Source organism: Streptomyces sp. NPDC001002, assembly GCF_053599215.1.
On sequence record NZ_JBSFLV010000049.1, the window covers coordinates 1 to 20,248 of the forward strand.

A 20,248-nucleotide genomic window follows, 5' to 3' on the forward strand; every position below is an offset into this window, starting at 1 on the left:
GCCCGGCTGCGGGAGTGGCTGGCGAAGGTCCTGCCGACGCTCGGCCCGAAGCCGTCCCCGGACGACTGGCCCGGCCGCCGCGCCTACGACCTCGGGCGTGTACGCGCTGATGATCGCGGTCGACGCCAAGAACAGCGACAGCCCCAAGGCGGCGGTGACCGAGGTCCGCGACCGCATCAAGGGTCTGAAGGACGTCCAGTCGGTCACCCCGGCCAACTTCAACAAGGCGGGCGACACCGCGACGATCACCGTCGTCCCCGACTCCAAGCCCTCGTCGGTGACGACCGAGGACCTGGTGCACTCCATCCGTGACGCGGGCGCCGACATCAAGGCCGACACCGACGCGACGGTCCTGGTCACCGGCACGACGGCGATGAACATCGACGTCTCGCAGAAGCTGAACGACGCGCTGATCCCGTATCTGATCCTGGTGGTCGGCCTCGCCTTCCTCCTGCTGATCGTGGTCTTCCGCTCGATCCTGGTCCCGCTGAAGGCGGCCCTCGGCTTCCTGCTCTCCGTCATGGCGGCGCTCGGCGCGGTCGTCGCGGTCTTCCAGTGGGGCTGGTTCGCGGGCCTGCTGGGCGTGGAGGAGACCGGCCCGGTCATGTCGATGATGCCGATCTTCATGGTCGGCGTGGTCTTCGGCCTCGCGATGGACTACGAGGTCTTCCTCGTGACCCGCATGCGAGAGGCCTACGTCCACGGCGAGAAGGCCAGCCAGGCCGTCGTCACCGGCTTCAAGCACGGCGCGCGGGTCGTCACGGCCGCGGCGGTCATCATGATGGCGGTCTTCGCGGGCTTCATCGGCTCCAGCGAATCCATGATCAAGATGATCGGCTTCGGCCTCGCGATCGCGGTCTTCTTCGACGCGTTCATCGTGCGGATGGCGATCGTGCCGGCGGTCCTCGCGCTGCTCGGGAAGCGGGCCTGGTGGCTGCCGAAGTGGCTGGACCGGGCGCTGCCGAACGTGGACGTGGAGGGTGAGGGCCTGAAGGCTCTGACGGATGCGAAGGACTCGGATCCGGACGAGGAGAAGGAGCTGGTCCGGGCCTAGAAGGTATAGCTCGGAGGTAGTCACGGCGGCTTCTCGAACCCGCAGGGTGTAGTGCGCTACACCCCGGGTTCGGGAGGCCGCTCCCTCGTTGGCGGAGGCGCCGGACGGGATCGTGGACAGCGGATCGAAGAGAGATCCGGAACTCCATGTCATCCCTGTCGTCCCTGGTCAGAAAGGCCCTCCGATGCGCTCTTCCCGTTCTCCGCTCGCCGCCGTCAAGAAGTTCGTCGCCGACCTCGTCCTGTGGAGCTGCTTCGTCGGCGGCCTCGCCGCCAGCACGGCCGCGGGTACGGTCCTCGACGGCACCGGCAAGAACATCGTCACGGGCGCCGGAGCGGTGGTCGCGCTCCTCGCCGGCTCACGCATAGCGAAGAAGCCGAGGATCAAGGCGTTCCTGTCCCGCCCCGGCACCCTCTGGTTCCTGTTCCTCTTCAACGGCGGTACCGCGGTCGCCATGTACTTCACGATGGACGGCATCAAGGGGATCCTGGCCGCCGCGATGATGGGCCTGGTCTCGCTGGGCGCGGCGGGCGGGCTCATCGCGGGCCGCCGTCAGCGGGCGGAGGCAGCGGAGGCGGAGTGGGTGTGAGCGGGCTGAGTGTGAGGGGGGCGGGCGTCCAGGGCCTGGCGGAGCTCGGCCGCTGGGAAGGGTGTCCGCTTGCTCTCCGTGAGCAGCCGGCGGTGGAAGTCGTCGAGGACGAGGGCGTGCGGGGCGTGGCGGTCGAGGAGGACGGCGATGTCCGGAGGGTGCCCCGAGAGGCCCAGTCGCGCAGAAAGACCCCGTGCTCCTTCCCGCCGCATACGGCCTCCGGCAGGTGGTTGGGTGCGTAACTGAGGTCGTGGACGAGGTGGTTGGTGAGGAACTCGGCCTCCTCCGCGGAGAGTTCGAAGTCGCGGCTGAGAGCGAGTCCGAAGTCGGCGAAGTGCGCGTCGAAGTGCACGAACCCGCGTGAGCTCATGAACTCCGTTCCCCGGGACAGGACGTCTGCCGCCCGCCGGTAGTCAGGAACGTCGGCGAGCCGCTCCCCGAGCGTCCGGGGCAGGTTTTCCAGGAACGGTACGAGACGTCCAGCCGACGGTGTACCGCGTCGGATCCCCCAGCGGGCGACGGCCCCCTCGACCCCGCCGAACGCGTCCGCGAAGTAGGTGGGCCGCTGATCGGGCAGCACCCGGCAGCGGTACAGCAGCGGTACAGCAGCGGTACAGCAGCGGTACAGCAGCGGGAAAGCGGCGCGGTGAGGTGCGCGGCGAGTTCGCGCCAGGCATCGAAGCCGGCCGACCCGATGCCGTACTGGTAGAAGGTGGGCAGTTCGAAGAGGTTGGCCGTGGAGCGCACGTGCTCCGGCCGGAGTTCGAGGTCCGTCAAGGGAACTCGCTTCACGAATACGGGAGTTCCGGCGACCTCCATCTCGGACCGTCGCCCCCCGATACCTGAACCGACGACCGGCGCGGCCGCCACGGTATCGGCGGCTCCAGAAGCACGAGGTGATCAGTGCCGGTCAGTATTCACCTCGGCCCACACGGTCTTCCTTGGATACGGCCCCATGGCCACGCCCCATCGATCAGCCAGGGCGTCCACGAGGAGGAGACCTCTGCCGGACTCGGCGCCGGGGGCCGGGGCGGGGGCGAGGGGCGGGAGGGCGTCGGCTCGGGTGTCGGTGACTTCGATACGGAGGGTGTTGCCGACGACGTACAGAGTCAGGCGGAAGTCCCGTCCCGGTACGCGACCGTGCGTCACCGCGTTGGCGGCCAGCTCGGCGACGATCTGCGATGCGGTCTCCAACGGGAGGTCCCAGGCGTGGAGTTGTTCGGCGGCGAGAAGGCGGGCGAGGCGGGCGCCGCGGGGGGTGGGGGAGAGGGGGACGGAGAAATTGCGGATGGTGATTTCTTGATTCATGTCACTCAGAGTGGCCGCGTTTGCTTCTCTGAGTGAGTGGTGGTGCCGGTACGTAGCGTGACTGTCTCGGCTTTGTCCCGCACTGTCTCGTCAGTCTCGGGGGTTGTACGGGTACGGAGGGTGCATGAACGAGGGTGTGGACGAGGCCGGTTGGGATGTACAGCCGGGGGACGAGATTGCGCCGTTGGTCCAGGCGGTGGGACGGATGCTCAGGTTCTTCCGCGAGGTCGCGGGGATGCGGGTGGCCGATCTGGCGCAGGCGATGGGCTACGGCGAGGACATGATCCGGAAGATCGAGCGCGGTGTGCGCATTCCGAGGCCGGAGTTCCTGGAACGGGCGGATCAACTGCTGGGCGCACAAGGGCATCTGAGGGCATTCACGAAGGACATGGAGGAGGCCCGGTATCCGCAGAAAGTGCGGGAGCTGAAGGAGTTGGAGGACAAGGCGGTTGAGCTGATGCAGTACAGCAACCACAACATCCAAGGGCTGTTGCAGACGCCGGCGTATGCACGGGCGCTGTACGAGACGCGGCAACCCGCGTACTCGCCGGACGAGGTGGAGCGGGAGACCGTCGCACGCATGGCCAGGAAGTCGATCTTCGAGAGGAAGCCTGCCCCGACGCTCAGTTTCGTCCAGGAACAGGTAACGCTGGAGCGCCCCATCGGTGGGAGGGTGGTGCTGCGATCGCAGCTCGAACACCTTTTGGAGATCGGGCAGATGCGGAGCGTTACGCTTCAGGTCATGCCGACCAGTAGGGAGGGCCATGCCGGGATGGATGGCCTGGTCCAGGTGTTGAAGTTTGCTGATGGCGCGGGGATCGGACGTTCCGACGGAGCGTTCAGCGGCCGCCCGGTCTCAAACCCCAGGGAGCTTCGTATCCTTGAATTGCGGTATGGCATGATCCGGGCGCAGGCCCTCACCCCGGGGGAGTCACTCGCCTTCATCGAGCAAGTGCTGGGGAGACTATGAGCACCGCCGAACTCCACTGGTTCAAGAGCAGCTACAGCGACAGCAGTGCGCCTGGCGATTGCGTAGAGGTGGCCGCTACCCCCACCACGATCCACATCCGCGACTCAAAGGCCCCCCAAGCCCCCCACCTCACCGTCGCCCCCGCCACCTGGTCCGACTTCCTGGAGCAGCTATGACGACTCTCTCCGAACGTCCCAACACCGCGCTGCTGGTGATCGACGTGCAGGTCGCCGTCGTGGCCGACGCCTACGAGCGTGACGCGGTCATCGCGAACATCTCCGGGCTCGTAGACAGGGCACGAGACCAAGCCACGCCGGTCGTCTGGGTGCAGCACTCCGACGACAACGTGACGCAGGGAAGCGACGGCTGGCAGTACGTCCCCGAGCTGACCCGCCAAGACGCGGAGCGCCTCGTGCACAAGCGCTACGGCGACTCCTTCGAGGACACGGACCTGGAGGACGTCCTCGCCGAGGCCGGGGTCGGACACGTCGTCGTGGTCGGCGCGTCCACGGACGCCTGCATCCGCGCCACGATCCACGGCGCCTTCGCACGCGGCTACGACGTCACGCTCGTCGGCGACGCCCACACCACGACGGACCTGAGCCAGTGGGGTGCCCCGCCGCCGGACCAGGTCGTCGCGCACACGAACCTGTACTGGCAGTACAACGGGGCCCCGGGCCGCACGGCAGCGGTGACCGAGGCGAAGGAAATCTCGTTCGAGAACTGAGCACACCCCCCGTTACCGTGCCTGCATGACCACGAACGACAACACCACCACCGAAGACACCGGCGACTCCGGAGCCAGCCCCCGATTCGCCGAGGCGGTAAGGGAGTTGGGGCTGGCGGACCTGCTCACTCGCGTCCGCCGCTTCCCGGACGCGACCCGCACCGCGGCCGAGGCCGCCGCGGCGATCGGGTGCGAGTTGAGCGAGATCTGCAAGTCCCTGATCTTCGCGGCGGACGGCGTCCCGGTGCTCGTGCTGATGGACGGCTCGTCGAGGGTGGACCTGGAACGCGTCCGGCAGGAGCTCGGCGTGGAGAAGGTCACGCGGGCCAAGGCGGACGTCGTACGGGAGACGACCGGGTACGCCATCGGCGGCGTACCGCCCTTCGGACACCGTACGAAGACGCGCGTACTGGCGGACCGTTCGCTGCTGGAGCACGACGTGGTGTGGGCCGCGGCCGGCAACCCGCACACGGTCTTCCCCATGGAACCGAAGGACTTGGTGGCCCACGCCGGCGCGACTCTCGTGGACGTGCGCGAGCGCGACTCGTGACCCCCCTGGTGGCCACGGCCGTCCTGCTGGCCGCGGTCACGCACGCCAGCTGGAACGCCATCGCCCACCAAATCACCGACAAACTGGTCGGGTTCACGCTGATCGCGGGCGGCGGGGTGTTGATCGGCCTGGCGATGATGCCGTTCGTGCCGATACCGGCGCGCGGGGCCTGGCCGTACCTCTTGCTCTCCGGCGCCATCCACATCGCGTACTTCGTACTCCTGATGCGGTCGTTCAAGCTGGGCGACTTCGGCCAGGCGTACCCCATCGCCCGCGGCACCGCACCCCTGGTCGTCACCCTCCTCGCCGCGGTCTTCGCCCACGAGGTCCCCAACGGCTGGGCCGCCGCAGGAATCGCCCTCTCCTGCACGGGCCTGACCGGAGTCGCCGTCTGGGGCATGCGCGGCAGCCGCCCCAACTGGCCGGCGATCGGCGCGGCGCTGGCGACGGGCCTGACGATCGCCGCGTACACGGTCGTCGACGGCCTGGGCGTCCGCGCCTCGGGCTCGTCCCTCGGCTACATCGCGTACTTGATGGCGGTGGAGGGCCTGGCCATCCCGGCCTACGCAGCCACCCGCCTACGAGGCGAACTCCTCACATCCCTACGCCCGTTCGCCACCCTCGGCCTCCTGGGCGCAGCCTTGTCCGTCGCCGCGTACGGCCTGGTCCTGTGGGCCCAGACGAAGGCGGAACTGGCCCCGATCGCGGCGTTGAGAGAGTCGTCGATCATCGTCGGCGCGGCCATCGGCGCCGTCTTCTTCAAGGAACGGTTCGGGGTGTCCCGTATCGCGGCCGCGGTGTTGTTGGTGGCGGGGATCGGGTTGATGTTGCGGGCCGGGTAGGGCGGTGTCCGGATCGGGCAGGTGTCGCCGCGGCCCATGGTGATGCAGGCGTCCGACTCCTTGGCGGCGTCGACGGTGAGCATCATGTGAAAGCATCAGTCCATGCTGACGTCAGTCGACACTGATCTGATCCGGGTTCTGGCCGATCCGCTCAGGCTCCGGATCGTGACCTTGCTCGCCCAAGAGACGCTGTGCACCACCCACCTGGTCGAGGAGACCGGTGCTCGGCAAACCAACCTCTCCAACCACATGAAGGTGCTGCGCGAAGCCGGCGTCGTCGAGACGGAGCCGTGCGGCCGGTACACCTACTACCGGCTCAAGCCCGACGTGCTCGCCTCACTCGCCGGCCGGTTCGCGGAGCTGGCCGCGTCCGCGCGCACCGCCGCCGAGAACAAGCGGGCCTGTCCATGACCCCTGCCGACGCCGCCGAGGAGTCCGTGCCGGCCACTCCGGTGCGTGAATCCATCGCGCCCGCGCCGGGCGCCACTCCGCCGCGCGCCCCGCTGGCCGCGCGTGCCGCCGCCGAACTCATAGGCACCGCGCTCCTGGTGGCCATCGTGGTCGGCTCCGGCATCCAGGCCACCCAACTGACCAAGGACGTCGGCCTGCAACTGCTCGCCAACTCCACGGCCACCGTCTTCGGCCTGGGCGTCCTGATCCTGCTGTTCGGCCCGGTCTCCGGCGCGCACTTCAACCCGGTCGTGACGCTGGCCGAGTGGTGGACCGCGCGACGCGGCGGCGCCGGCGTCACTGTGCGCGAGGCGGCCGTGTACGTCCCTGTTCAGGTAGTCGGTGCCATCGGCGGTGCGGTTCTGGCGGATGCGATGTTCGGTGAGCCGCTGGTGAGGTGGTCCACCCACGACCGCTCCGCGGGACACCTTCTCCTCGGTGAAGTCGTCGCCACGGCCGGCCTGATTCTCCTGATCTTCGGCCTCGCCCGCGCGAACCGGCTCCAGTACGCGCCCGTGGCGGTCGCCTCCTACATCGGCGCCGCGTACTGGTTCACGTCGTCGACGTCCTTCGCCAACCCGGCGGTGACGATCGGTCGTGCCTTCACGGACACCTTCGCGGGCATCGCGCCCGGGTCGCTCGCCGGCTTCATCGCCATGCAACTCATCGGCGGCGTGGTCGGGTTGGCTCTGGTGGCTGTCATCTTCGTGCCTGGTCGACAAGACGTTCAGTGACAGAGGCGAGTTGACCGGACCGTTCCCCGGGCTTGCCGACGACTTGACGGTCCGTTCCATGGGCGTTCAGACGGCTGTCTGTGTCTGGGATGTGTGGTGCCCCTAGGGTCCCTGAGGATTTCGAAAGAAGGGGCTCATGGGCATACTCCACGCGGTCCGGGCCGGCGGGATCACCAAGTGCTTCGGCGATGTCGTCGCGCTCGACGGCGTCGATCTGGATGTGACACAGGGACAGATCCACGGTCTGGTCGGGCCGAACGGGGCCGGCAAGACCACCCTGCTCGGTCTGCTGCTCGGGCTGGCCGTCGCCGACAGCGGGCGGCTGGAGATCCTCGGTCAGCAGGTCGGGCGGGCCTTCGCCGCCCCCGACGGCGTCGCCGGTTTCGTGGACGGGCCCGGTCTCTACCCTTCTCTCACCGCCCGGCAGAACCTCGCCGCGCTGGCCGCTCTCCGGGGCGCCGACGCGCGGACGGCGGGGATCGACGACGTGCTCGACCAGGTCGGGCTCACCGATGTCGCCGACGACAAGGCCCGCGGCTTCTCGCTCGGCATGCGCCAGCGGCTCGGGCTCGCCGCCGCGCTGCTCACCAAGCCCCGGCTGCTGGTGCTCGACGAACCGTCCAACGGCCTTGATCCGGCGGGCAAGAGACATGTGCACGGGGTCCTCAACCGGCTCGCCGCCGACGGAACCGCTGTCGTGCTCTCCAGCCACCGTATGGACGACCTGGAGGCGCTGTGCTCCGAGGTCACCATCCTCGCCACCGGACGGGTCGTCTTCTCCGGCCCGTTGAGCAAGATGGCCGCCGAGAGCCGCGAACTCGAGTACCGGTTGCGTACGTCGGACACGCAGGCGGCACGGCTGCTGGCCGCCGAGACGGCCGGCATCCGGGTCGTCGACTACATCGGAGCGCGGCAGGACGCGGAGGTCCTCATCGTGCGCGCGCTCGTGCCCGCCCTCGACGAACTGGTGGCCCAGATCGTGCGGTCGGGCATCGCCGTACGCGAACTCGCCCCCGTCGTATCGCCCCTTGAGGCCGCGTTCCTCGAACTCACCGACCAGCAGGAGCAGAAGGAGCAGGAGGCCGGCCGATGACCGCTACTGCTACCGCGACCGCCGTCGCCGAACCCACCGCCGTAGCGCGCCGCGTCTCCGTCGCGCGCGGGTACCGCTTCGAGCTCGTCAAGCTGGTCTCGCAGTGGCGGATCCGGTTGCTGGTCCTGGCGTGTTGGATCGCGCCCGCGCTCTTCGTCGCCGGGGTGAGCCAGCAGGACACGCTTCCCTCCGACACCCTCTTCGGCCGCTGGATGCACGCCACGGGGTGGGCCGGGCCGCTGGTCATGCTGGGTTTCGCGGGGAGTTGGGCGCTTCCGCTGCTGACCTCGCTGGTCGCCGGTGACGTGTTCGCCGCCGAGGACCGGCTCGGCACCTGGCGGCATCTGCTGGTCGCGGTCCGTTCGCCCGCGCGGATCTTCGTGGCGAAGACGCTGGCCAGCGTCACCGTCATCCTGGCGTTGGTCGCGGGGCTGGCCGTCTCCAGCACGGTCGGCGGCCTCCTGGCCGTCGGCAACCAGCCGCTGGTGGGACTGGACGGGCATCTGCTGACGCCCGGGGACGCGGCGGGCGCGGTCCTGCTCTCCTGGACCGCGGCCCTCGCCCCGACCCTGGCCCTCGCCGCGATCGGACTCCTCGGGTCGGTCGCGCTCGGGCGGTCCTCGATGGGACTGCTGCTGCCCGTGCTGGTCGCGCTCGCGATGCAGGTCGCACAGATGCTGCCGCTGCCCGTCGCCGTGCGCCTCGCCCTGCCCGGCTACGCCTTCATCGCCTGGAACGGCCTGTTCACCAGCCCGGCCCAGCTCGCCCCGCTGCTGATCGGCGTCGCGGTCAGCCTGGTGTGGGCGCTGCTCGCGACCGCGCTGGCCTATGTGCTGTTCGTACGACGGGACTTCACGAACGCGGCCTACGACGGTTCCGGGCGCCGCGCGATCACCGTGGGCCTGCTGCCGCTGGCCGCGCTGACCGCCGTCACCGTGGGAGTCGTCGCCGTGGCCACGCCGTCCACGGGCTCCGGGATCGAGCAGGTGAAGGTGCAGAAGTCCCTCGCGACCGTGTTCGCGCATCTGTACCGCCTGCAGACACGGGAACTCCACCGACCCGCCGTCACCGAGGCCCAGTTGCGGACCTCGGCCGCGTGCACCAAGAGCGCCGGCCAGGCCGCCCAGGAGGGCGCGGGCAACGACTGGCGCTGCGTCGTGAGCTGGCACCTCCCCGGGGTCGCGGTCACCGGGTCGGCGATCTACCAGCTCGACATCACCTCGGACGGGCGGTTCGTGGCGGACGGCGACGGTCCCAAGGAAGTCAACGGCTACTTCCTGGTGCGGACTTCGACCGGTGACGCCCCGAATCCGCTGTGGCAGTTCGACGGCAACGTCGACCTGCTCGACACCCACTGAAGGGAACAGTTCCGTGCAGGTAATGCGCCAGCGTCGGATCAGCGAGAAGAAGCAGGTCAACCTCTTCGGCAGACACGTCGGCCGCCGGGCACTGCTGGTGACGACGGGTATCGCCGTCGCCCTCGGTGTCACGGGCACGGCGGTCGCCTCGACCTACCGGTTCGGCACCCAGCAGGTCGGCCAGACCACCGCCAACGGGCAGGTCATCTCCAGCGACCAGTACATCAAGCCGTACGGCAGCCGTACGGTCATCAACGACGGCAAGATCATGTCGTCGACGGTCAGCCCGGACGGCACCCACCTCGCGGCCTCGATCGCCGACGGCGACGCCTCTCTGGTGATCATGGACCTGGCCACCGGTCAGGTGAAGCAGAAGGTCGGCACCAGCACGGCGGACGACCTGCGCATCAGCAGCGGCGCCGTCGGCCAGGAAGGCCCGACCTACTCGCCCGACGGCAAGCAGCTGTGGCTCGGGCAGGCGAACGGCTACACCAAGTTCACCGTCAACGCGGACGGCACCCTCGCGAGCCCGATCGCCGTCCCGATCGCGGCCGACGGCGCCAAGCAGGCACTCGTGGGCGCGGCCGTCTTCTCCGCCGACGGTTCCACCGTGTACTCGGCGGTCAACGGCCAGAACAAGGTGGTCGCCATCGACGCGGCGACCGGAACCATCAAGCAGACCTGGGCCGTCGGCACCGCCCCGCGCGGAATCGCCCTGGTCGGCGGCACGTTGTACGTCAGCAACGAGGGCGGGCGCCCGGCGAAGGCCGGCGACACCACCATCAACTCCTACGGCACCGACGTGCCCGCTAACCCGAAGACGGGCGCCAGCACCACCGGCACGGTCAGCGTCATCGACACCGCCGACCCGTCGGCCGCCGTCGGCACCATCCCCGTAGGACTGCACCCGACCGCCGTGTACGCCAAGAAGGGCGCGGTGTTCGTCACCAACACCGCCGACAACAGCGTCTCGGTCATCGACACCCGCAAGGGCAAGGTCGTCCAGACCATCGCCACCCAGCCGTGGCCCGAGGCGTCCGTCGGCTACGAGCCGAACGCGGTGACGCTCACCGACGACGGCCGGCTTCTGGTCACGCTCGGCCGCGCCAACGCGGTCGCCGTCTACCGCTACAACTCCCCGCAGCAGCCCGCCCGTTACGTCGGCCTGCTCCCCACCGACTACTTCCCCTCGGGCATCACGGCCAACGGCAGGCAGGTCGTCGTCGCCAACACCCGTGGCGTGGACGCGCTGCGCCCCGACGCCGCCGGCCACAACACGCACGACACCACGTCGAGCCTCACGCAGTTCACGCTGCCCAGCGACCTCGTCGTCAGGTCCCAGACGGCCAAGGTCTTCAAGCAGAACGGCTGGACGCCCGGCTCGGTCACCACGGCCAAGGGCAGGAACCACACGAAGGCCGTCCCGGTCCCCGCCCGGCTCGGCGACCCCTCGACGATCAAGCACGTGTTCCTGCTCGTCAAGGAGAACCGCACCTACGACCAGGTCTTCGGCGACATCCCGGAGGGCAACGGCAACGCCTCGCTCACCCAGTTCGGCGAGAACGTGACGCCCAACCAGCACGCGCTGGCCCAGCAGTTCGGGCTCTACGACAACTTCTACGACATCGGCACCAACTCCGCCGAGGGCCACAACTGGCTGATGCAGTCGGACAACCCGGAGTACACCGAGTCCTCGGCCGGCGAGTACACGCGCAGCTACGACACCGAGAACGACGTCCTGGGCCACCAGAAGACCGGGTTCATCTGGACCGGCGCGCAGGCGGCCGGCAAGTCGGTGAAGGACTTCGGCGAGTTCCAGTCGCTGGAGACCAAGCCGGCCGGCGCGACCTGGCAGAACCTGTACTGCGACAGCAAGAACATGGCCGCGACGGGGGCCGAGACCGCGTACCCGATCAAGACGGGTTCGGCGATCCCCTCGCTCAACGACGTGTCGGTGCAGGGCTTCCCGCTGTTCGACCTCGACGTGCCGGACATCTACAAGGAACAGATCTGGCAGCAGGACTTCGAGAAGAACGGCCCGGCGAACCTGAACATGTTCTGGTTCTCCAACGACCACACCGGCGGCCCGGCGAACGCGGCGGCCGAGGTCGCCGACAACGACCTCGCGGTCGGCCGGATGGTCGACAAGATCACCCACAGCAAGTACTGGAAGGACTCGGCGATCTTCGTCGTCGAGGACGACTCCCAGGCCGGCCTCGACCACGTCGACGGCCACCGCGCCCCGGTCCAGGTGATCAGCCCGTACGCCAACCACAACACGGTCGACGACCACTACTACTCGCAGATCACCATGGTCCGTACCGTCGAGCAGATCCTCGGGATCCACCCGATGAACCAGCTCGACAGCGCGGCCACGCCCATGTACGGGGCGTTCACGCGGAAGGCGGACACCACCCCGTTCACGGCGGTGCCCAACCGGACCTCGCTGACCCTAGGCGTGAGCCCCCAGCCGTCCTGCGGCTCGGACACCCCGGCGGCCCAGGACACCGACGCGGCGCCCGCGCCGACGTCCGTCTCGGTGCCGGCGGCCGAGAAGGCGCTCGCGGCGCAGTGGAAGACCTGGGCCTCGCACCAGCGCCTCACGGGCCCCAACGCGGTTCCCGACTACGCCAACCCCACCCAGATGAACCGCTACACCTGGTACCAGACCCACAACTGGACCAAGCCGTACCCCGGCGACCGCAAGATCTACACGCCTGACGACGTGCCGGGCGCCTACCTCCCGTCACCGGAGTCCGACGGCTGACACAGCTGCCTAGGAGGAATCCAGGGCCGCCCGGCCGATCAACTGAGGTTCTGCTGCAGGAAGTCGACGATGTGGCCCATCGTCTCCTGGGTGGACCAGGGCTGGGCGGCCGAGGTGTCGCCGGTGAAGGACAGGTCGCCGTGGCCCGCGCCGGTGAGGACGTAACGGGTGCTGTCGATGCCCTTGGCGCGGAGTGCCGTGTGCAGGTTCAGGGTCTGGCTGGGTGAGACCAGGTTGTCGGCGCTGCCGTGGAACAGGACGAAGGGCGCGGTCCTGGAGTTGATGTGCGTGCTCGGGTCGGCGGCCGCGATCTGGCTCGTACGGTCCTCGATCGACTTCTTGGTGCCGGGGCCGTAGACCCACTGGGCGGCGACGTTGCCCGCGGTGTAGTTGGCCTTCTGCGCGGCGGTGTCGTAGTCGGCCGCGAGGGTGGACAGGTCGGCAGGGCCGAACTCGTCGACGACGCCCTGCACTTCACTGCTCTGGTCGAGGTTGTCGCCGACGTCGAAGGACTTGTCCCCGTTGGTGACGCCGGTCATGGCGGCCAGGTAGCCGCCCGCGGACTGGCCCCATACGGCGACGTTGTCGACGTCGATGTCGTACTTGTCGGCGTTGGCGCGGAGGTAGCGGATCGCGGACTTCACGTCGGCGACGGCGTCCTTGTACGTGGCGCCGTTCGTGACGGTGCGGTACTGGATGCTGGCCACGACGTAGCCCTGGTCGGCCACGTAGGTGCGCTGGCTCAGGTTGGCGGTGCGGTCCGCCATGCTGAATCCGCCGCCGGTCATGTAGACGACCAGCGGCTTCTTGCCCGACGTGGACGTGGGCACCTGGATGTCCAGCTTCAGGTCGCTCTTCTTGCCGTTCGTGGTCGGCGAGGAGTACGTGATGTCGTTCGTGGCGGTGATCCCGGAGGTCGCGCACTTGATCTGCGCGCCCTTGGGATCGATCACGGTGCTCGTGCTGGTGTCCGACTTCTTGATGGTCTTGGCCACGGGGATGTTTCCCGCGTTGCCGCCGGTGGCGCCCGACGGCATCCCGCTGGGCGCTCCGCTGGACGTCCCGGTACCGCTGCTCGCCGCGGTCGTGGGGCAGGCGGCCGTCTGGGCACTCGCGCTGGAGGCGTCGCTCGCCGAACCGCTGGACGAGCTGTCGCCGCCCGATGAGCAGGCGGCCAGGCTCAGCCATACGGCGACGGTCGCCGCGACGGCGGCGGTGCCCTTCCATGGACCCGTCCGTGAGCTCCTCCACGAGCCCGGCCGGGACGTCCCCGCGTTCCGTGCCTGCCGCCGCGTGATCCCGCTGTTTTCGAGCATGTCTGTTCTCCTCGCCGATACGAAGTCATGAAACGGAGATTCAATCTCCGTTTCGCTCGGCTACCGTAGCATCAAACGGAGATTGGATCTCCGCTTACACTTGGAGGTGTGATGCGCGGGACATTCCGGCATCACCCGCAACCGGAAGGAGGGGTGACCGGCATGGCTGAGCCCGCTGGCTTCGACAGGCCGCCGCTGCGGCGCGATGCCGAGCTGAACCGTCGTCGCCTGCTGGCCGCAGGGCGCGAGGTGTTCCGCGACCGGGGTCTGACCGCGACCCTCGACGATGTAGCCCGCCATGCGGGGCTCGGCGTGGGGACGGCCTACCGGCACTTCGCCAACAAGGAAGAGCTCGTCGACGCGGTCTTCGAGGACATGATCGACCGGGTCGAGGCGTCCGCCCGGGAGGCCGCCGCCGATCCCGACCCGTGGCACGGGCTGGCGTCCAGCCTGGAGAAGGTGTGCGAACTCCAGGCGCACGACCGGGGGTTGCGCGAGGTCATGCTCGGCACCGGCAAGGCCGCCCAGCGGCACGCCCTCGTCGACCGACGCGTCAGGCCTCTCGTCGACGCGCTGATCACCCGCGCCAAGGAACAGGGGACGCTGCGCGCCGACGTGGTGCCGCTGGACCTGCCGATGATCCAGCTGATGGTGGCGTCGATCACCGACCGCACGGGAGAGCCGGACCTGTGGCGTCGGTATCTACGACTCCTGCTGGACGGCATGCGCACGCGACCGGACGGGGTGCGACTCCTGCCGCCGGGACCGGCGTTCGGGGGGCCGGAGAAGGGCTTGGGGTCTGGGGAGGCGGGCTGATGGAGGGGTGCCGCGAACATCGGACTGATCGACTGGCCACCCGGGCCACCGTCACACCCTGACCGCCGTCACGCCCCGGCCACCGTCACAGCACGTCCGCCAGTCGGTCCACCTGGTCCGGGTCGGTGCCGTAGCAGTAGAGCATCACCTCGTCCGCGCCGAGGTCGGTGAAGGCGGTGATCGTCTCGCGGATCTGCGTCGGGGTCGTGAGCATGCCGGACACCATGCGGTCGGCCATGCCGGTGAAGGCGTAGTACGCGTGCATGTTGCTGCGGGCGTCGTCGATCACGTCGTCCGGGCCCAGTGCGACGTTGACCTGCGCGACGAGACGCGGTTCGCCGGCGCGGTCGTACTCCTTCCAGAACCGGCGTGCCGTGTCGAACAGGCCGCCCGCCCAGGAGGGTGCCGCGGCGGCGAGGAAGCCGTCGCCCCAGCGTGCGACGCGTTCGATGGCTACGGGTCGGAAGCCGCCGAAGAGGACCTCGGGGCCGCCGGGGCGAGCGGGCGCGGGGCCGATCGGGCCGACACCGCCCGCGTCGTCGTACGCCTCGCCCGACCACAACCTCCGCATCACAGCCATCTGTTCGTCCAGGCGCCGGCCCCGCGTGCGCAGGTCCCTGCCCGCCGCCCGGTGGTCGTCCTCGCGCCCGCCGACCCCCAGGCCGAGGGTCAGGCGGCCGTCGGTCATCCGGTCCAGGGTCGCGGCCTGCTTGGCCAGGAGTGCGGTGTCGCGGAGCGGGGCGAGCAGGACCTCGGTCTGGACGCGGATGCGAGACGTGGCGCCCGCGAGGACGGCCAGGGCGACCAACGGCTCGGGGTTGTCGTGGACGAGACGGTCGAGCAGGCCGAGGGTGGTGAAGGGCCCGGCGTCCGCGCGCCGCGCCCAGGTCAGCAGGGCGGCGGGGTCGCCGATGGGCAGGCCGATACCGACGTTCATGAAGGAGCCTCCGAGAGGAAGGGTCGACAAAGTCACTGCCGCCCCTCCGGCACCTCGTCGAGGAATCGAGGAGGTGGGACGCTCCCGCCCTGCGGCTTGCTTCTGGGGAACGTCTCGTCGAAGTGGCCTCACCGTAGGGCGGGTCGGAGGGAGGGGGCAACCGGATTTGGGCCGGCCCGCGCCATCAGTCGAGCAATCGTCAATTACAGGTTGACGATGAGGGGGCGTCAATTTAAAGTTGACGCATGAGCCCACTCGACATCAGCCTCGCCGACCTGATCGCCCGTCTCGACGAGGAACTGCCCGAATCCGACGAACTGGCCCGCATCAGCGAGGCACGACTGCGCGCCCAGACCCTGTCCGACCTCGGCGACCAGCTCATCGACCACTACGTCAGCAAGGCCAAGCAGGTCGGCGCGTCCTGGACCGAGATCGGCGACGCCATCGGCGTGACCAAGCAGGCCGCCCAACAACGCCACGCACCCGGCCCGTTCGAGCGCTACACCGACCTCAACCGGCACAGCATCGTGCTCGCGCAGGAAGCCGCCCGCACCCACAAGCACGACTCCATCGGCACCGAACACCTCCTCCTCGGCCTGCTCGGCGAACCGCGAGGCCTGGCGTACGAGGTGCTCGTGGCGAAGACCGAGTCGGAGCAGCGTGTCCGCGACGCGATCGAGGAAGCCCTGCCGCCGGCCGGTCCGAAGGCGCTGCGCGGTCACATCGCGTTCCGGCCGGAGAGCAAGGAGGCCATCGAACAGGCCCGCGCCGCGGCGGCCGACCTCGGCCACGACTGGGTCGGCACGGAACACACACTGCTGGGCCTGATCCACGTCGAGGCAAGCCCGGCCGCCCAGATCCTCCGCAACCTCGGCTTCACACCGGCCGAACTGCGCGAGACGGTCAGGACCGAGGTCGCCGGACGGCTCGCCGCGCGCGGCAAGCAGCAGTAGCAGCGCCGGTCAGACTCCTCGTACCGCCACCGCGTCCACCTCGAAGAGCATCCCCGGCAACGCGAGGGACGCCACCCCGCTCAGGGTCTGCGCCGGCAGGCGGTCGCCGAAGTGCGTGTGCAGCGCCTTGCCCAGGGTCTCCAGCTTCGTGACGTCGTGGTCCACGACGAACGTGCCCAGCCGGACCACGTGCTCGAAGCCGAGCCCCACTCCCGCCAGCGCCGACCGCAGCCGTTCGAAGGCCACGTCCACCTGCGCGGCGAAGTCGCCCGGCACGGGTGACCCCGTCGCGTCGGACGCGTACTGCCCGGCGATGAAGACCAGTTCACCGGGTGCGGACACGGCGTGGCTGTAGCCGAAGGGGGTGGGGTCGTGGAGCGCGGGCGGGTTGGTGATCGTGCGGGCGTCGTCGTCCTTGAGCGTCATGGACAGGGAACATCCCACGCACCTCAGCCCATTCCGGAGCCGCCCCCGCCTACGCCGACAAGGCCCCCCGAACCGCCCGCACCAACGCCTGCGCCCGTGGGTCCGCCGTCACGCTTTTCCGGAAGCCGTTCGTCACGTAGCCGAACGCGATGCCCGAATCCGGGTCGGCGAAGCCGAGGGCGCCTCCTCGGCCGGGGTGGCCGAAGGAGGTGGGGGAGAGGAGCGGGGAGGCGGCGCCGTGGAGCATGTAGCCGAGGCCGAAGCGGGTCGGCACCACGAGTACACGGTCCGGGCCCGCGGAGCGCTCCGTGCGGGCCAGTTCCATCGTCTCCGGTGTGAACAGCCGCTTCCCGCCGTCCACTTCACCGATCAGGGACGCGTAGAAACGGGCCAGACCGTCCGCCGTCGCGATGCCGTTGGACGCGGGGAGCGCGGCGGCGCGGTACGCCGGGTCGTTCTCGTCGGGGAGCGGGGTGATCGCGGCGAAGGCCCGGGTGGTGAGGGAGGCGGGGTCGGCGTACGCCTCGGCGACCGCCCGCTTGGGGCGCGTCCGCAGGCCGGCCGGCTCCGGGGGCGGCTCCACCTGCGCGACCCGGCCCACCCGTCCCGCCTCCGACTCCGGCAGGCCCAGCCACAGCTCCGCGCCGACCGGCCCCGCGATCTCGTCCGCGATCAGCTCGCCCGGCGAACGGCCCGTGATCCGCCGTATCAACTCGCCCGTCAGCCAGCTGTACGTCTGCGCGTGGTACCCGTGGTCCGTGCCCGGCTCCCAGGCCGGCACCTGCGCCGCGACCGCCTCGGCGCCCAGCACCGGGTCCGCGGCCTGCGCGGGCGTCAGCGGACGGTCGAGGACCGGCACCCCGGCACGGTGCGCGAGCAGGTGCCACACCCGCGTCCGCTCCTTGCCCGCCGCCTTGTACTCCGGCCAGTACTCGCCCACCGGCGCGTCCAGGTCCAGCTCTCCGCGCTGATGCAGCACCAGGAGTACGGCGGCGGCGACGCCCTTGGTCGCCGAGCGCACGATCTGCGCGGTGGCCGGCTGCCAGGGTGCGGTGCCGTCGACGTCCTTCGTGCCGCCCCACAGATCGACGACCTTGTGCGCGTCCCGGTAGACGACCACCGCCGCGCCCCGGTCCCCGAGCACCTCGAAGTTCCGCGCGAACGCCTCCCTGACCGGCTCGAAGCCCTCGGCCACCACGCCGTTCACGTCCACGCCCGTACACCTCCGGCCTGCGGGTACTTCCTACTTACCCAAGCAGGATCGTCACGTCGATGTTCCCGCGCGTCGCGTTCGAGTACGGGCACACCTCGTGCGCCGCGTCCACCAGCTTCGCGGCGATGTCCGGGTCCAGGACCGGGAGCGAGACGCTGAGGGCGACCGCGAGACCGTACCCGCGCTGCTTGTTCGGGCCGATGCCGACCTTCGCGGCGACCGTGGAACCGGTGAGGTCGAAGCCCGAGCGGCGGCCCACCAGCACCAGCGCGTTGTGGAAGCAGGAGCTGTAACCGGCCGCGAAGAGCTGTTCCGGGTTGGTGCCGTTGCCGTCGCCGCCCAGCTCCGGCGGCATCGCGACCTTCAGCTCGATCTGGCCGTCCTGGCTGGTGACATAGCCGTCCCGACCACCGTGCGCGGTCGCCTCGGCGACGTACATGATCTTCGTCGGACGGGTGTCCACGGCGACTGCGACCGCGTCGTCCGTCATGGCCGGCCTCCCCCAGGGCGAGTGTGCGTAATAGATGCCACGTGCATCTCGCCCAAGGTACTGGCCGGTAGGTCAGTGGGTGTTACCCGGGGGTAGCAACCGCCGGTAACCCGAGTTCAGTGGGCCGGGCCGAGGTCAGGACGCGGTCACCGACCGCGGGTCGAAGCCGAACGGCAGCTCCAGCCGGTGCGCCCGCATCAGGTCCTCGTCCCCGAGCACCTCCGCCGTCTTCCCGTCGGCCGCGATCACGCCCTCGCTCAGGATCAGCGCGCGCGGGCACAGCTCAAGCGCGTACGGCAGGTCGTGCGTGACCATGAGCACCGTGACGTCCAACGACCGCAGGATGTCGGCGAGTTCACGGCGGGAGGCCGGGTCGAGGTTGGAGGAGGGCTCGTCCAGGACGAGGATCTCCGGCTCCATGGCGAGCACGGTCGCGACCGCCACCCGACGGCGCTGGCCGAAGGAGAGGTGGTGCGGGGGGCGGTCGGCGAAGTCGGCCATCCCCACCGACTCCAGTGCCGTACGCACCCGTTGCTCCAGCTCCGCGCCCTTCATGCCGGCCGCCGCCGGGCCGAACGCCACGTCCTCGCGGACCGTCGGCATGAAGAGCTGGTCGTCCGGGTCCTGGAAGACGATGCCGACCCGGCGCCGGATCTCCGCCATGTGCCGCTTGCCGACCGGCAGTCCGGCGACCGTCACCGTCCCGGCGCCTCCCGTGAGGATGCCGTTGAGGTGCAGGACGAGGGTCGTCTTGCCGGCGCCGTTCGGGCCGAGCAGCGCGACCCGTTCGCCGCGGCCGACGGTGAAGTCGACGCCGAACAGGGCCTGATGGCCGTCCGGGTAGGCGTAGGCGAGGCCGGAGACCTCAAGAGAGGCGGGGAAATCGGTGGTACTCACAGGGTCCATCCCAACACGCAGACGGCCAGAGCCGCGACGGGGAGCGCGAGGGCGTACGACCACTGTGCCCTCGACGCGGTCACCTCGTCGATGACCGGCATCGAACCGGCGTACCCGCGGCTGATCATCGCCAGGTGCACGCGCTCGCCGCGCTCGTAGGAGCGGATGAACAGCGCGCCCGCCGACTTCGCGAGCACGCCCCACTGCCGGACGCCCCGGGCCGTGAAACCCCGTGACTCGCGGGCGATCTTCATCCGCCGCATCTCGTCCGTGATGACATCGCCGTAGCGGATCATGAAGGACGCGATCTGGACGAGCAGCGGCGGGATCTTCAACCGCTGCAAACCCAGGAGGAGTTCGCGCAGTTCGGTGGTGGAGGCGAGGAGGACCGAGGCGGCCACGCCGAGGGTGCCCTTGGCCAGTACGTTCCACGCGCCCCACAGGCCGTTGACGCTCAGCGAGAGGCCCAGGACGTCCGTCCGCTCGCCCTCCGCCACGAACGGCAGCAGGACGGCGAACGCGACGAACGGCACCTCGATCAGCAGCCGTCGCAGCAGGAACCCGGCCGGCACGCGCGCGACGTACGCGACGACCGCCAGCAGGACGGCGTACAGGCCGAACGCCCACATCGCCTCGCGCGGGGTGGAGACCACGACCACCACGAAGGCGAGGACGGCGGCGAGCTTGGTGTGCGGCGGCAACGCGTGCACGGGCGAGTGCCCGTGCCGGTACAGCCGGTGCGCGTGCCCCGCTCCCAT

Annotated in this window: 22 protein-coding genes and 1 pseudogene; 15 read left to right on the forward strand and 8 right to left on the reverse strand. The window is 69.7% G+C overall.

Annotated elements, in window-relative coordinates:
- Positions 1-106 precede the first annotated feature (106 nt).
- Positions 107-1,054 (forward strand): annotated as a pseudogene (locus ACWDR3_RS22735) (MMPL family transporter); the annotation flags it as partial.
- A 184-nt stretch (positions 1,055-1,238) separates the two neighbouring features.
- Positions 1,239-1,643, forward strand: coding sequence for a hypothetical protein (locus ACWDR3_RS22740; protein WP_450354348.1), 405 nt, complete (start codon positions 1,239-1,241; stop codon positions 1,641-1,643).
- 900 nt (positions 1,644-2,543) lie between these two features.
- Here the strand turns inward: ACWDR3_RS22740 and ACWDR3_RS22745 are convergent.
- On the reverse strand, positions 2,544-2,951 hold the full coding sequence (locus tag ACWDR3_RS22745) for an ATP-binding protein (protein ID WP_450354349.1): 408 nt from the start codon (positions 2,949-2,951) through the stop codon (positions 2,544-2,546).
- Positions 2,952-3,075: 124 nt separating this feature from the next.
- Between ACWDR3_RS22745 and ACWDR3_RS22750 the strand changes: the two genes are divergently transcribed.
- The 10 genes from ACWDR3_RS22750 (at position 3,076) to ACWDR3_RS22795 (ending at position 12,442) form a co-directional block, all read left to right on the forward strand.
- Positions 3,076-3,921, forward strand: coding sequence for a helix-turn-helix domain-containing protein (locus ACWDR3_RS22750; RefSeq protein WP_450354350.1), 846 nt, complete (start codon positions 3,076-3,078; stop codon positions 3,919-3,921).
- Complete coding sequence (locus tag ACWDR3_RS22755) at positions 3,918-4,097, forward strand: DUF397 domain-containing protein (protein WP_450354352.1); 180 nt, start codon at positions 3,918-3,920, stop codon at positions 4,095-4,097. Before ACWDR3_RS22750 ends, ACWDR3_RS22755 begins: the two co-directional genes overlap by 4 nt.
- Positions 4,094-4,648 (forward strand): isochorismatase family protein, encoded by a 555-nt coding sequence (locus ACWDR3_RS22760; RefSeq protein WP_450354353.1) that lies wholly within the window; start codon positions 4,094-4,096, stop codon positions 4,646-4,648. Before ACWDR3_RS22755 ends, ACWDR3_RS22760 begins: the two co-directional genes overlap by 4 nt.
- A gap of 25 nt (positions 4,649-4,673) precedes the next feature.
- Positions 4,674-5,198, forward strand: a complete 525-nt coding sequence (locus tag ACWDR3_RS22765) for a YbaK/EbsC family protein (RefSeq protein ID WP_450354354.1) — start codon at positions 4,674-4,676, stop codon at positions 5,196-5,198.
- Positions 5,195-6,040: an EamA family transporter gene (locus tag ACWDR3_RS22770; protein WP_450354355.1), complete on the forward strand. Its 846-nt coding sequence runs from the start codon at positions 5,195-5,197 to the stop codon at positions 6,038-6,040. Before ACWDR3_RS22765 ends, ACWDR3_RS22770 begins: the two co-directional genes overlap by 4 nt.
- Positions 6,041-6,142: 102 nt before the next feature.
- Positions 6,143-6,451: an ArsR/SmtB family transcription factor gene (locus ACWDR3_RS22775; protein WP_450354356.1), complete on the forward strand. Its 309-nt coding sequence runs from the start codon at positions 6,143-6,145 to the stop codon at positions 6,449-6,451.
- Positions 6,448-7,224, forward strand: a complete 777-nt coding sequence (locus ACWDR3_RS22780) for an aquaporin (protein WP_450354357.1) — start codon at positions 6,448-6,450, stop codon at positions 7,222-7,224. Before ACWDR3_RS22775 ends, ACWDR3_RS22780 begins: the two co-directional genes overlap by 4 nt.
- A 136-nt stretch (positions 7,225-7,360) precedes the next feature.
- Positions 7,361-8,317: an ABC transporter ATP-binding protein gene (locus tag ACWDR3_RS22785; RefSeq protein WP_450354358.1), complete on the forward strand. Its 957-nt coding sequence runs from the start codon at positions 7,361-7,363 to the stop codon at positions 8,315-8,317.
- Positions 8,314-9,675: an ABC transporter permease gene (locus ACWDR3_RS22790; protein WP_450354359.1), complete on the forward strand. Its 1,362-nt coding sequence runs from the start codon at positions 8,314-8,316 to the stop codon at positions 9,673-9,675. The genes ACWDR3_RS22785 and ACWDR3_RS22790 overlap by 4 nt, the downstream gene beginning before the upstream one ends.
- Positions 9,676-9,688: 13 nt before the next feature.
- Entirely contained in the window at positions 9,689-12,442 is a 2,754-nt protein-coding gene (locus tag ACWDR3_RS22795) for an alkaline phosphatase family protein (protein ID WP_450354360.1), read from the forward strand.
- Positions 12,443-12,480: 38 nt separating this feature from the next.
- Here the strand turns inward: ACWDR3_RS22795 and ACWDR3_RS22800 are convergent, their stop codons facing one another.
- On the reverse strand, positions 12,481-13,437 hold the full coding sequence (locus tag ACWDR3_RS22800; RefSeq protein WP_450354361.1) for a prolyl oligopeptidase family serine peptidase: 957 nt from the start codon (positions 13,435-13,437) through the stop codon (positions 12,481-12,483).
- On the opposite strand from ACWDR3_RS22800, the gene ACWDR3_RS22805 reads away from it, so the two are divergent.
- The gene (locus tag ACWDR3_RS22805; protein WP_450354362.1) at positions 13,430-13,789 is read left to right on the forward strand and encodes a hypothetical protein; all 360 of its coding nucleotides are present in this window, start codon (positions 13,430-13,432) and stop codon (positions 13,787-13,789) included. The two genes, ACWDR3_RS22800 and ACWDR3_RS22805, sit on opposite strands and share 8 nt — an antisense overlap.
- Positions 13,790-13,920: 131 nt before the next feature.
- Positions 13,921-14,574: a TetR/AcrR family transcriptional regulator gene (locus ACWDR3_RS22810; RefSeq protein ID WP_450354364.1), complete on the forward strand. Its 654-nt coding sequence runs from the start codon at positions 13,921-13,923 to the stop codon at positions 14,572-14,574.
- An 85-nt stretch (positions 14,575-14,659) separates the two neighbouring features.
- On the opposite strand, the gene ACWDR3_RS22815 is transcribed toward ACWDR3_RS22810, so the two are convergent.
- On the reverse strand, positions 14,660-15,511 hold the full coding sequence (locus tag ACWDR3_RS22815) for an LLM class flavin-dependent oxidoreductase (RefSeq protein WP_450354365.1): 852 nt from the start codon (positions 15,509-15,511) through the stop codon (positions 14,660-14,662).
- A 245-nt stretch (positions 15,512-15,756) separates the two neighbouring features.
- On the opposite strand from ACWDR3_RS22815, the gene ACWDR3_RS22820 reads away from it, so the two are divergent.
- Positions 15,757-16,464: a Clp protease N-terminal domain-containing protein gene (locus tag ACWDR3_RS22820; RefSeq protein ID WP_450354367.1), complete on the forward strand. Its 708-nt coding sequence runs from the start codon at positions 15,757-15,759 to the stop codon at positions 16,462-16,464.
- A 9-nt stretch (positions 16,465-16,473) separates the two neighbouring features.
- Here ACWDR3_RS22820 and ACWDR3_RS22825 read toward each other — a convergent pair whose 3' ends face one another.
- The 5 genes from ACWDR3_RS22825 to cbiQ all read right to left on the reverse strand — a co-directional run bounded on the left by ACWDR3_RS22825 (position 16,474) and on the right by cbiQ (position 20,248).
- Entirely contained in the window at positions 16,474-16,890 is a 417-nt protein-coding gene (locus ACWDR3_RS22825) for a RidA family protein (protein WP_450354368.1), read from the reverse strand.
- Between the two features lie 49 nt (positions 16,891-16,939).
- A complete protein-coding gene (locus ACWDR3_RS22830; protein ID WP_450354369.1) occupies positions 16,940-18,103 on the reverse strand; it encodes a serine hydrolase domain-containing protein in 1,164 nt (387 codons plus the stop codon).
- Between the two features lie 34 nt (positions 18,104-18,137).
- The gene (locus tag ACWDR3_RS22835) at positions 18,138-18,593 is read right to left on the reverse strand and encodes an organic hydroperoxide resistance protein (RefSeq protein WP_450354370.1); all 456 of its coding nucleotides are present in this window, start codon (positions 18,591-18,593) and stop codon (positions 18,138-18,140) included.
- Positions 18,594-18,728: 135 nt separating this feature from the next.
- Entirely contained in the window at positions 18,729-19,499 is a 771-nt protein-coding gene (locus tag ACWDR3_RS22840) for an energy-coupling factor ABC transporter ATP-binding protein (RefSeq protein WP_450354371.1), read from the reverse strand.
- Positions 19,487-20,248, reverse strand: a complete 762-nt coding sequence (gene cbiQ / locus ACWDR3_RS22845; RefSeq protein WP_450354372.1) for a cobalt ECF transporter T component CbiQ — start codon at positions 20,246-20,248, stop codon at positions 19,487-19,489. The genes ACWDR3_RS22840 and cbiQ overlap by 13 nt, the downstream gene beginning before the upstream one ends.